The following is a 12,254-nucleotide window of genomic DNA, read 5'->3' on the forward strand; positions in this document are numbered from 1 at the left end:
GTTGCAAAGCCTTGCCGCATCATAGGCGCTGAGGGAGAGTGGTCGGGGGGATATGGCGTCGCCGCGCTTTTACCGGTGGATGAGCTGGGGCATGACGCTGGCCTTGGCCGGCGGTGCCGGTCTGGCCGGCTGGTATGAGATGCGCAGTTCTGACCTGCAGGCCGAAGTGCTGGCGCGCTATGCGTCCGACCTGACCTATCGGGTGGAGCCGGGCCCCAATCCTGACATTCGGTTCCCTGGAAACGGCCCCTATGATCAGCGGCTGGGCTATAGCGCCATTCCTGGATTCGTCGAACGGCTGGTGGCCGCCGCCTATCGGGTGGACCTGCAGGCGCGGCCCAGCCCGGCCTTGCGCGATTACATTGATTTCGGCGGATTCGCCCCCTATCCGGAGAAGACGGCCGGTGGGCTGACGCTGCGCGATGACCGGGGCTTGGCCCTGTTCGATGCCCGTTACCCCCAGCGCACCTATGCCGGATTCGGTGAGGTGCCGCCCTTGGTGGCCAATACGTTGCTGTTCATCGAGAATCGGGAACTGCTGGACCCGACATTTCCCCACCGCAACCCGGCGGTGGAATGGGACCGCTTCGCCCTGGCCGTGGCCTCCATCCCGCTGAAGATGGTGGACCCGGATAATCCGCGCGCCGGCGGTTCCACCCTGGCCACCCAGATCGAGAAATATCGCCATTCGCCGGAGGGCCGCACCAGCAGCGGGGTGGAAAAGCTGCGGCAGATGATGTCGGCCTCGGTGCGCGCCTATCGATTCGGGCCGGATACAACGCGGGTACGGCACCAGATATTGGTGGATTATCTCAATTCCACGCCCCTGTCGGCCCGCCCCGGCCTGGGAGAGGTGAATGGGCTGGGCGATGGGCTGTGGGCCTGGTACGGCACCGATTTCAACCGCGCCAATGATCTGTTGCGCGCCCGCCCCCGCAATGAGCGGGAATTGCAGACCCAGGCCATTGTCTATAAACAGGTATTGAGCCTGCTGCTGGCCCAGCGTCGGCCCTCGGCCTATCTGGGGGCCAGTGGGCGCAAGGCGCTGAACGATCTGGCCAATGCCCACCTGACCCTGCTGGAACGGGCGGGCGTGGTGGATCCGGCCTTGGCCGATGCGTCGCGCTATTTTCCGCTGCGCTTCAAGGATGAGCCGCCGGCCATCCCCGAGCCATCCTTTGTGGAGCAGAAGGCCACCAACGCCATCCGCGCCCGCTTGCTGGGCATGTTGGGGGTGCAGAGCCTCTACGCCCTGGACCGGCTGGACCTGACGGTGGATACCACCCTGGACCAGACCACCCAGATGCGGGTGACGGAAACGTTGCAGAAACTGGCCGATCCGGTGCAGGCCCGCGCCCTGGGGCTGGTGGGGGAACGGCTGCTGAATGATGCGGACCCGGCCCGCGTCGTCTATTCCGTCACCCTGTTCGAGCGCACGGCGGCGGCCAATCTGGTACGGGTGCAGGTGGACACGCTGCCCCAGCCGCTGGACCTGAATGAAGGGGCCAAGCTGGACCTGGGATCGACGGCCAAGCTGCGCACCCTGGTCACATATCTGGAGATTGTGGCCAAGCTGCACGCTCGTTATGCCAGCCGGCAGGATTATGAATTATCAGCCGCCGCCCTGGATGCGCCGGACCGGCTGACCCAATGGGTGTTGCACAGCATGGCCGAACAGCCGGGCATCAGCCTGTCGGCCCTGCTGGATCAGGCGATGCAGCGGCAATATTCCGCCAATCCGGGCGAGCGATTCTTCACCGGCGGCGGCCTGCACAGTTTCGGCAATTTCGATGACAAGGATGATGGACGGGTGATGAGCCTAGCGGAAGCCTTTCGCCATTCCGTCAATCTGGTGTTCATCCGGCTGATGCGCGATATCGTCAACCATTACATTGCCGAAGGTCCGGCGCGTAAGGATGATGTGCTGGATGATCCGCGCCATCCCGCCCGCAAAACCTATCTGGCCCAGTTCGCCGATCAGGAAGGCTCCACCTTCCTGAATAAATTCTGGGGCGATTATAAGGGCATGAATCCAGACCAGGCGCTGGAGAAACTGACCCGGCGGGTGCGGCCCACACCGGAACGGTTGGCGGTGATCTTCCGTTCCGCCCGGCCCAATGCCAGCGAAGCAGACCTGACGGCCTTCCTGGAACGCCATGTGCCGGCGGGTGCCCCGCCCGCGGCCCAGGTGGCGGCCTTGTTTGAGAAATATGCCCCCGATAATTGGTCGCTGAACGATCGCGGCTATATGGCCGGGGTGCATCCGCTGGAATTGTGGCTGGTGGCCTATCTGCAGGACAGCCCCAAGCCGCAGCGCGCCGAAATGCTGAAGGACAGCAGCAAGCCGCGCCAGGAAAGCTATCGCTGGCTGTTCTCGTCGCGCTCCAAACGCGCGCAGGACACCCGAATCGGCATCGTGCTGGAGGAGGAGGCGTTCGAGCGTATCCATGCGGAATGGAAGAAGCTGGGCTATCCGTTCGGCAGCCTGTTGGCCAGCTACGCCACCTCCATCGGCAGTTCCGCTGACCGTCCTGGGGCACTGGCGGAACTGATGGGCATCATCGTCAATGATGGGGTGCGGCTGCCGACGCTGCGCATCGACCGGCTGCATTTTGCGGAAGGCACCCCCTATGAAACCGCCTTCGTGCCGGGGCATCTGGGTGATCAGGCCGAACAGGTGATGGCCCCGGAAGTGGCCCGCACCGTGCGCCGTCATCTGATGGATATTGTGGAAAACGGCACGGCCCGCCGGGTGAAGGGCGCCTTTACCGCCGCTGACGGCAAGGAAATCCCCGTCGGCGGCAAGACCGGCACGGGTGATCAGCGGCTGGAACGCTATGGGCCGGGTGGGGTGGTGCTGGAAAGCAAGGTGGTCAACCGCACGGCCACCTTTGTCTTCTATGTCGGCGACCGTTTCTTCGGCGTCATCACCGCCCATGTGCATGGGCCAGTGGCGGCGGAATATCGCTTCACATCGGCCCTACCAGCGCAATTGCTGAAGATTTTAGCCCCGGCCCTGTCGCCGCTGCTGACCGGGGATACGCAGACGGCGGAACGGGGGCGGTAGGTCAGGGGTTACTCCGCCGCCTGCCGCGATCCGGCCGCCACGCCCGGCACATCCTTACGAAACGCGATGGTGACGGTGGCCAGATGGATGCCGAATTTGCTGATGGTCGCCTTGTTCAACAGCATCCCGTCTGGCATCAGGAACATCCAGTCATCAAACCGCACCTTCGTGCGGCCCTCGCCCATCTTCAAATTGAAATCATAGACCATGTTATAGGCATTGCCGGACAGTACACCCTTGGCCGTGCCGATGGCATCCTGGGTGCGGCCCTCCCACTGGTTGGGGCCCTGGCGCGTCAGTACCCAGACGCGCCGTTCCTTCTCCCCGTCGCTCCAGTCGAAATTCTCATCCAGGGTCAGTTCCCTGCCGTTCCACGCGCCCTTGATATCCACCACGAACTGCCGGCGCACATTGCCGAACCGGTCCTCCACGATGCCATAGGCGCGGGTCTGGCCCTGGAAATACTCCTCCAGCGCCAGGGCAGGGGTCTGTTTGGCGAATTGTTCGGGTTTCATCGTGTCACAGCCAGTCAGAACGGTGAGAAGGGCAAGCAGCGGCAACAGGGAGTGCAGGAATGGTCGCATCATGGGCTTGGTGCCTCTATCCGGCGGCGCAGGGCGGCCTGCGCCGTCTGGTCCAGTGGCCAGCGCCACAACAGGGCGATGGCCAGCAATTTCAACAGGATGGGCAACCCGGCATAAAGCAGGGTCAACCCGGTCAGCGCCTCGGCATCGTTGGGGCCGGCGGGCGTGAAGCCGAACAGCCCGGCGGCCCCCAGCCCCAGCGCGGCCAGCGCGGTGGCCAGCTTGGTCGCCAGCCCCCAAAGCGCGAAGAACAGGCCGGCTCGTGGCGTGCCATGCGTGGCCGTATCCAGATCCACCACATCGGCCTGCATGGCAGAGGGCAGCACCAGATCGGCGCCCAGCGTCAGCCCCGTCATCACACAGACCAGCAGGAAGGGCAGAAAATCCCCCGCCCCCAGCCAGAAGACCGGCAGAAACCAGGCGATGTTCCACAGCATGGCAGCCCGCCACACCCGGTCCTTGCCCCAGATTTTGCTCAACCCCAGCCACAGCGGCACCGCCAGCAGACCCGACGCGAAATAACAGAGCAACAGCAGCCCGGCCCGCCCCCCTTCGCCCAGCCGATGCTGCACGAAGAAGAGGAAAAGCTGGGCCGGCAGGCCGTTGGCCATCCCGTTAATGAGGTAGGCCAGCAGCAACCGGCGGAAAGGCCCATCGCCCAGAATCGCCCGCCAACCCCCAGAGGCTGGGGTTGCCGCCTGCGCCGCCGTCCCCGCCAGGGGCCAGGGCGGGTCCGGCACCAGCAGCAGGGCGGCCAGGGTCAGCAGCGGCAGGCTGATCAGGATGAACAGGGCCAAGAGGCGCAGCGCCGCCCCCTCCTGCCCCGCCGCCCCGGCACCCAACACAAACGGCAGCACCAGGGCCACCATGGTGCCCAGCACGCCCGCCGCCTCCCGATAGCCATTGATGCGGGTGCGCTGGTGGTAATCGCCGGACAGTTCCGCCCCCCAGGCGGTCAGCGGCACCACCATCAGCGTCCAGCCGAGATAGAGCGCCATGCTCCAGCCCAGCAGGTGCAGCCAGCCGGCCGATTCCCCCGGCACCAGCAGAAACCAGAGCGACAGGCAGGTCAGCGGCAGGCCGGCGGCGATCCAGGGTCGTCGCCGGCCAAACCGTCCGCCAAACCGGTCGGACAAGGCACCCACCAGCGGATCGGTCACGCCATCCCACAGCCGCGCAGCCAGCAGAACCAGGCTGATCGTGCCCAGGGACAGGCCCAACTGGGCATAATGGGCCGGCAGGAAGATGTAGGTGGGCAGCAGCAGCACCGCCAGCGGCAGGGCCGGCGCGCCATAGGCCAGCAGGACCTGCCGGCGCAAAGGCGGGGATGCCATAGCGGTTTCCTTGGCAGCAAAACAGGGGCCGAAAGGGCAGGTGAGAGGAGATAGGGCGCGATCTGCCGCCGCCAATGCCCACCCGCGCCAAAACGGCGCTGGACTCGGACGCTGTGGATTCGTAACAAGGCTGACTGAAATAAAGGGCCCCCGGTTGATCGGGGGTGCATTCCGGTTGCTGGGAGTTTTGGCGCGATGCCGAAAATGGTGTTCATTGAGACCGATGGCACCCGCCGTGAGGTGGATGCCCCGCTGGGCCTGTCGATCCTGGAGATCGCCCGCCGTCACGATATCGACCTGGAAGGGGCCTGCGAAGGCTCCCTGGCCTGCTCCACCTGCCATGTGGTGGTGACGCCGGAATGGTACGATCTGCTGCCGGACGCGGAAGAGGACGAGGAGGATATGCTGGATCTGGCCTTTGGCCTGACCAAGACCTCCCGCCTGGGCTGCCAGATCCGCATGACCGAGGAACTGGACGGCCTGACCGTCAAGCTTCCCGGCGCGAAGTAATGGGAACGCCGCTGGCCGCGCAGACACTGCCCGATCTGGCCACGCCGGGCGGGCTGTTCCACCGTCTGCGTTCAGCGGCGCGTCCTTCCTGGGATCGCTATGTGGCGCATGAATTTGTGCGCCGCATGGGCGATGGTACGTTACCGGAAGCCTGTTTCCGGCATTATCTGGTGCAGGATTACCTGTTCCTGATCCATTTCGCCCGCGCCTATGCGCTGGCCGTCTTCAAGGCGGATGATCTGGCGGACATGCGGGCGGCGGCCCGGTCCATGTCGGCCATCCTGGATCTGGAAATGGGCCTGCATGTGAAATATTGCGCTGGCTGGGGGCTGGATGAAGCCGCCATGCAGGCAACGGCAGAGGCCCAGGGCACGCTGGCCTATACCCGGTTCGTGCTGGAACGTGGGCTGGCGGGCGACCTGCTGGATCTGCATGTGGCGCTGGCCCCCTGCATCGTCGGCTATGCGGAAATTGCCGCCACCTTGCTGGCCGACCCGGCGACGAAGCTGGACGGCAACCCCTATGCCGACTGGATCGCCATGTATGCCGACCCGGAATATCGCGCCGTGGCGGCCGTCCAGGTGGCCCTGCTGGACCGGTTGAGCCTGAAGCGCGGCGGTGATGCCCGCTTTAGCGACCTGACCCGTACTTTTGATGCGGCCAGCCGGCTTGAGGCTGGGTTCTGGGATATGGGGTTGGGGCTGCTGTCATAGGGAGAGATTACCCCCGCGTGCCTTTGACAAAGCCGCTGCGTAGGCCCACCAGCCAGTAAAAGCCAAAGGCAGCCACCTGAATGGCAAGGAACAAAGCCGCATCGCCCAGCCCGGCAAATTCCTCCACCTCTCCCAACCGTTCGGCCAAGGCTGGCAGCGGCAGGTCCGCGCTGCCATTCAGCAGGCCGAACAGCACATTATTGATCAGATGGATGCCCATCGCCGCCTCCAGCCGCCCGGTCTGGAAGCTGACGGCGGAAAGGAACAGGGCGGTGGTGAAAATCTCTGCCCGCACGGACCACAGGCTTTCATTGATGCCGCCTTCATGCGCCAGGGTGAACAAGGCGGCGGAAAGCAGGGCTACGGCGATACGGCTGCGGCACAGCACCATCAGCCCCTGGGACAGATAACCCCGGAAAATCACCTCTTCCGTGCTGGTTTGAAAACAGAACAGCAGGATGGTCAGCGGCGTCAACGCCAGGAACGTGACCCAATCCACCCGCACCGGCCCGATATCCCCCGCCCAGAACCCGTAGCCGAAAGTGGCCAGCAGCGGCAGGGAAAAGACCAGGGCCGAGCGCCCGATCATGCCGACATCCAGCCGCCGACCAGGGGCAATCAGGCTCATAGCGGATTGCTTATGGACGAACCGCGCCGTCAACAGCACCAGCGGCAGCCCCAGAATGGTGGAGCCCAGCAGCAGATAGGAGAAGAGATAGCCGCTGGCTGATTTGCCCATGGCCACCAGGGCCCCGCCGGCGAGCAGATTGACCCCAATATAAAGGAAGCCGAAGACCAGCAGGGCAACCAGATAGGAGAGGCGGGAATGGCCATTTTCCAGCCCATACCGGTCCACGGGCACGGGGAAAGGGCGGGAAGGGGAGGGGAGGATCATGTTGTTTCCGTTTGGGGTGCCGGCTTGCCGCGCCAGCCATGTTCAATGAAGCCGGTACGGATACCCAGCAGCCAGTAAAGCAGAAACGGGACCGCCAGGATAAGGGCGGCGAGCAACATGTCGGGAATCGGGAAGGTGGCCATCTCGTCCGGCTGCATCTTCTCCGACATGCCGGGCAACCCTTTGCCCCCGGTTCCGAACAGTGTGAACAGGATATTATGGGCAAAATGCACCCCCATGGCCGCTTCCAGCCGCCCGAACCGCCAGGTAAGGTAAGAGGCGAATAGCGACAGGCCCCAATAGAAAACCTGCCTTTCCCCACCATTCCAGCCATGCAGCAGGCTGAAAATCACCGCCACCGGCAGGGCCGCGACAGCCGCATTGCGGAACAGAACCTGAAAGCCCTGGGCCAGATAGCCCCGACAGAAAGCCTCCTCCGCTGCTGTCTGCAGGGCGAATGCCGGCAGCATGGCCGGCAGCCAGAGCAGCGCTGTTACCGACGGTAACGCCCATGGCGTCTCGTCCATGAAGGGGAATGGCAACATCATGAGGCTGAAACAGAGCCCATAAACCAGGGCTGCACGCCACCACATCCCCCCATCCAGCCGCTTGCCGGGGGCGATCACGCTCATCAGGTCACGGCCTTGCAGGCCCAAGGTCCAGTGCAGGGCCAGCAGTCCCAGGCCGATCAGCAAGAGTTGGCTGATTTCTAACAGCCAGGGCGTGATCGGGCTTTCCGGCATGTGCATAGTGTGCAGATGATATATTTGTTCAAAAAGGCCTAAAACCATAGAAGAGAATAAATATATAAATAAAAATATGAAAAAGCCGCCGATGTAATGGGTGATAGATATTTTCATCTCAGTTCCCAGCCTGTGCACAGGTGTGCCCGGCTGACGTTGGAGAAAATTAATATATTGAAAATGACTATTCATGATTTCGCCTTTGAATAGATATTCTGTCTATAATAGATTTTCGTCTGTGTTGGGACATCTGTCTGTCCGTTCTGCTTCGGGGGCGCCAGCCCTGTTCGATAAAGCCGGTACGAACACCCAACAGCCAGTACAGCAGTGCCGTGAGGAGAAGTGTTACAAGGAAGGCAAGCACGCCGGACAGATCCAGTGATGGCAATGTCGCTTTCGCTGCTGTCTCACGGAGCGAGGGGAAACCTGGGGCTTTCTTCGCCAAAACACTGATGAACATATTATGGGCGATGTGGACGCCGATCGTCGCTTCCAGGCGGCCGAACTGCCAGGTCAGGTAGGAGGCGAAGAGGGAGAAGCCGATCAAACCCATCCGCTTTTCCAGCGGGAAATTCAGGTGCAGGGCGGCAAAGATCAGCGCGACAGGCACGGCCGCCAGGGCCGCATTACGACACAATATCTGAAATGCCTGTGCCAGATAGCCGCGACAGACGGCCTCCTCTGCCGCTGTTTGCCCGGCAAAGCCGACGACCAGCGCCGGGAGCCAGAGCCACTGGCTGAGGGATGGCAGGCCGATATGCAGGTTCCCCATCAAGGCTTGCGGGGCACTGACAACCGTCATGCAGAGCATATAGACCAGCGCCGACCGCAGGAACATCGCCCCATGCAGGCGCTGGCCGGGGGCAATGACACTCATCAGGTTGCGCCCCTGCAGGCGTAAACTGCCATGCAGGGCCCATAACAGGCTGCCCATTAGCGCCAGGCCCATCAGGCCGGTTACCGAAGGCCGCACGGAGGGGCCGGCCAGCGCGACAATGATGGTACCGATACAGACGGCAAGAACCAGCGTCAGAGCGCTCAAGCAGATGAAAACGACCAATCCGCCCAGATAGTCCGTCAGCCTCACCCCCATCCGTACCCCCAGCAGATGCACCGGGGTGGCGGGGTGGCACCGCAGAAATTCCTGATAGCGGCTATCGTCGTCGCTCACCTGAACCTGCGCGATAAAATAGGCTCAATTGCGCCCTATAGGTTACATCGTGCGCCGGTCCTGCGCAAGTGGGCCTATCCCTCCCGCCCTTCACCCCCGCGCCAGCCCTGCTCGACAAACCCGCTGAACAGGCCAAGAAACCAATAGCTGGAGGCCACGGCCCCCTGCATCAGCAGCACGCCCAGCAGCCGGTCGGGGTCTGGCGGCTGGAAGCCGACCGTTTCTTCGAAGCCGCTGACAGAGGGCAGGCCGCTCTGCGGCCGGGCCAGGAACAGGGTGACCAGCAGATTATGGGCGAAATGCACCCCCATGGCGGCTTCCAGCCGCCCGGTGTGCCAGGTGAGGTAGGAGAGGCCCAGCGACATGGCCAGGAACATCGCCTTCTGCTCCCATCCCACATTCCAGCCGCCGCTGTCATGCAGCACAAGAAAGAAGATGGCTACCGGCAGGGCCGCCAGCGCCGCATTGCCCAGCAGCACCTGCAGCCCCTGGGCCATATAGCCGCGGAAGACGATCTCTTCCGCTGAGGCCTGGAAGATGAACAGCACCGCCAACACCGGCAGCATCAGCAGCAGGGAGAGTGAGAGGGAGCCGACGTTGATCTGGCCGTAATAGGCCGAGATCAGGATGATGGGCGCGAAGGCGGCGGCATAGGTGGCGGCCGAGCGCAGGAACACGCCGCCATCCAGCCGCCGTCCGGGGGCGATGACGCTCATCAGGTCGCGCCCCTGCCAACCCAGCACCCATTGCATGAACAGGATGGCGCAACCCAGCGCCAGCAGATTGCGCAGGTTGCGTAATAACGGGCTGTGGCGATCCACCCCGGTGAAGGTGGCAAACAGGTCAGACAGGGTGATGGCGGCATAGCCACCCAGCACCACCAGAATCATCAGCGCCACAAAGCCGGCCAGATAGGGGCGAAACCCATCCCCACGCGCCACGCCCAACAGATGCACCGGCACCGGTGGTTCGGCGGGTGGGGACAATCGTGGCCGGGTGCTGTTCTGGTGCTGCATAGGCTCCCACGCGAAAAGGGCGCCGCAATCACGACGCCCTTACGATCTAACTTTGCTTGATGATTGGCGCAAGCTGATCAAGCCGACGGCGGTACCGTCAGGCAGTTCTGCCCCTTCTTGGCCAACTGGCTGCAGGCGCGGCGTGCGGTCTTTTCATCCAGGCCGGTCAAGCGGGCGCGATAGATGGTACCCTTGGCAGTGCTGACTTCCATCACATGCGGGGTGGCGCTGTCCAGCAGCGTGCCGGCCTGCTGGGTGGCGTGGCTGACGGCGCGCTGGCTTGCCTGCTTGTCATTGAAGGCGCCGACCTGGATGGACCAGCGGCCATTGGCAGTGGGCCGGGGCAGGGCGGCGGCCACCGGCGTGGCGGCCACGGCCTTGCGCGGCAGGGCGATTTCTTCCGCCCCGCTGACAATCTCGCTGGCGACGGTGGCAACCATGCTGCGTTCCGGCACCTTTTCCTTCGGCTGCTTACCCTTGGGCGGCTTGGATTGGTTGGCGGCCACCAGCATCGGCGCGCTCTTCTTGCCTTCAAAGGCTTCGTCCAGCAGATCGGCCATATGGTTGTCGCGCCATGCTGCCGTCTGCCCGCCGAACACCACACCGATCAGCCGGCGGCCATTGCGGGTGGCCGAGGCGGTGAGGTTGAAGCCCGAGGCATTGATAAAGCCGGTCTTCAGCCCATCCATACCGGGATAGCGGGCCATCAACCGGTTATGGTTGCCATGGGTCGCACCCTTATAGCTGAAGCTGGTGGTGCTGAAGTAATTGTAATATTTGGCGTGATCATAGATCAGGCTTTGTGCCAGCCGGGCCATATCACGCGCGGTGGAAAGCTGGCCGGCATTGGGCAGGCCCGACGCGTTGCGGAAGGTGGTGCGCGTCATGCCGATCTGGCGGGCGCGGTCGGTCATCATGCGGGCGAAATTCGTCTCTGTCCCGCCGATGGTTTCGGCCACCGTGGCCGCACAATCATTGGCGGATTTGGTCACCAGCGCCAGCACGCATTGTTCCACGGTGATGGTGTCACCGGGGCGCAGGCCCAGCTTGGACGGGGCCATGCTGGCGGAATGGGCAGAGACGGTCATCGGCTGGTTCAGCCGCAGCTTGCCGGCATCCAGCGCATCGAAGACCATGTGCAAGGTCATCATCTTGGTCAGGCTGGCGGGGAAGTTGCGCGTATCCGCGCCGGCTTCATGCAGCACCTCACCCGACCGGGCATCGATGATGATGGAGGCATATTTCGCCAGGGCTGAGGCCGGGACGCCCAGCGACAGCAGGCCGGTCAGCACCAGGGCCAGCAGGCCGGTGCGTGTTGAGGGGCGCGCCATCGTTCGCTTGGCCGATGTTCCGAAATTCATGCGCCCTCTCCCCTGCCTGCCCGCATCGTCTGGAGGCACCGTAAATGCGAAGTTAATCAATGTCTAGCGTCAATCCCTTAAGAAATTGCCTTCGCACCGGTCACTTTCTTGTCCTTTTACCAAACCTACACTTTCGACATACTTCGGAATGTCAGGCGGCAGCACTGGGACGGGCGGCGATGCGGTCGAACCATTGTTTGACCTGGGGCACCCGGTCATCAATGGCAATCCCGACCAGCCGGGGGAAGAAGGCCAGGGTGGTGAAGGCGGTTATGTCGGCGATGCTGAATTTGTCCCCAGCGATGAAGGGATGGCGGGCCAGATCGCCCTCCAACATGGTCAGCCGCTGTTCCGCCAATTGCTTCTGCGCCGCCGCATAGGCCGGCACCTGATTTTCCAGGGCGGCCATTTTGGGATGGGAATGGCGAAAGGCATTGGCAAAGGGCAACAGCAGTTCGAATTCCATCCGCCGCTGCCACATTTCCACCCGTGCCTGTTCCAGCGGGCTGCTGCCGAACAGGTTGGGTTCCGGGTAAAGCTGTTCGATGTAACGGCAGATGGCGACACTTTCGCTGATCACCGTGCCGTCATCCAGTTCCAGCGCCGGCACCCGGCGGCTGGGCACGCGGGCGGCATAGGTCTCCGCCAGATGCTCCCCCTTGCCGATGGTGACCGGCACAATCGGGATATCCACGCCCTTCTCCGCCAGGAACATCCGCACCCGCCGGGGTGTTGGGGCGATGGCATCGTCATACAGCTTCATGGGGCCTCCCTGGGGTGTGGATGGCGGTGTACCCGCCACCTCTCTTAGGTTTCGGCGTTGATATTTTCCCAATGACACTGGCTTGTCGAATTTTCCG

11 protein-coding genes are annotated in these 12,254 nt (G+C 63.2%); 3 read left to right on the plus strand and 8 right to left on the minus strand.

From position 1 onward, the window contains the following. The first annotated feature begins 91 nt into the window (after nt 1-91). The gene (locus GE253_RS10840) at nt 92-3,067 is read left to right on the plus strand and encodes a transglycosylase domain-containing protein (protein WP_247878600.1); all 2,976 of its coding nucleotides are present in this window, start codon (nt 92-94) and stop codon (nt 3,065-3,067) included. An 8-nt stretch (nt 3,068-3,075) separates the two neighbouring features. Here the strand turns inward: GE253_RS10840 and GE253_RS10845 are convergent, their stop codons facing one another. Both GE253_RS10845 and GE253_RS10850 read right to left on the minus strand, forming a co-directional pair. Then, nucleotides 3,076-3,654 (minus strand): DUF3833 domain-containing protein, encoded by a 579-nt coding sequence (locus tag GE253_RS10845; RefSeq protein ID WP_247878601.1) that lies wholly within the window; start codon nt 3,652-3,654, stop codon nt 3,076-3,078. Continuing rightward, entirely contained in the window at nt 3,651-4,985 is a 1,335-nt protein-coding gene (locus tag GE253_RS10850; protein ID WP_153204152.1) for an MFS transporter, read from the minus strand. Before GE253_RS10850 ends, GE253_RS10845 begins: the two co-directional genes overlap by 4 nt. Nucleotides 4,986-5,180: 195 nt before the next feature. On the opposite strand from GE253_RS10850, the gene GE253_RS10855 reads away from it, so the two are divergent. Continuing rightward, the gene (locus GE253_RS10855; RefSeq protein ID WP_089286280.1) at nt 5,181-5,495 is read left to right on the plus strand and encodes a ferredoxin family 2Fe-2S iron-sulfur cluster binding protein; all 315 of its coding nucleotides are present in this window, start codon (nt 5,181-5,183) and stop codon (nt 5,493-5,495) included. Beyond that, a complete protein-coding gene (gene tenA / locus GE253_RS10860) occupies nt 5,495-6,208 on the plus strand; it encodes a thiaminase II (protein ID WP_153204153.1) in 714 nt (237 codons plus the stop codon). Before GE253_RS10855 ends, tenA begins: the two co-directional genes overlap by 1 nt. A 7-nt stretch (nt 6,209-6,215) precedes the next feature. On the opposite strand, the gene GE253_RS10865 is transcribed toward tenA, so the two are convergent. The 6 genes from GE253_RS10865 to GE253_RS10890 form a co-directional block, all read right to left on the minus strand. Further along, nucleotides 6,216-7,103 carry a type II CAAX endopeptidase family protein gene (locus GE253_RS10865; protein WP_153204154.1) on the minus strand — a complete coding sequence of 296 codons (888 nt, stop codon included), beginning with the start codon at nt 7,101-7,103 and terminating at the stop codon, nt 6,216-6,218. Next, nucleotides 7,100-7,846, minus strand: a complete 747-nt coding sequence (locus GE253_RS10870; RefSeq protein WP_173012590.1) for a CPBP family intramembrane glutamic endopeptidase — start codon at nt 7,844-7,846, stop codon at nt 7,100-7,102. The genes GE253_RS10865 and GE253_RS10870 overlap by 4 nt, the downstream gene beginning before the upstream one ends. A gap of 184 nt (nt 7,847-8,030) precedes the next feature. Beyond that, nucleotides 8,031-8,939: a type II CAAX endopeptidase family protein gene (locus GE253_RS10875; RefSeq protein WP_173012591.1), complete on the minus strand. Its 909-nt coding sequence runs from the start codon at nt 8,937-8,939 to the stop codon at nt 8,031-8,033. 152 nt (nt 8,940-9,091) lie between these two features. Then, on the minus strand, nt 9,092-10,033 hold the full coding sequence (locus GE253_RS10880; RefSeq protein ID WP_153204157.1) for a CPBP family intramembrane glutamic endopeptidase: 942 nt from the start codon (nt 10,031-10,033) through the stop codon (nt 9,092-9,094). 77 nt (nt 10,034-10,110) lie between these two features. Beyond that, nucleotides 10,111-11,394, minus strand: a complete 1,284-nt coding sequence (locus GE253_RS10885) for a D-alanyl-D-alanine carboxypeptidase (RefSeq protein WP_153204158.1) — start codon at nt 11,392-11,394, stop codon at nt 10,111-10,113. A 151-nt stretch (nt 11,395-11,545) separates the two neighbouring features. Next, a complete protein-coding gene (locus tag GE253_RS10890) occupies nt 11,546-12,157 on the minus strand; it encodes a glutathione S-transferase family protein (RefSeq protein WP_153204159.1) in 612 nt (203 codons plus the stop codon). Nucleotides 12,158-12,254: the final 97 nt, after the last annotated feature.

This window comes from Niveispirillum sp. SYP-B3756, from assembly GCF_009495745.1.
Lineage (GTDB): Bacteria > Pseudomonadota > Alphaproteobacteria > Azospirillales > Azospirillaceae > Niveispirillum.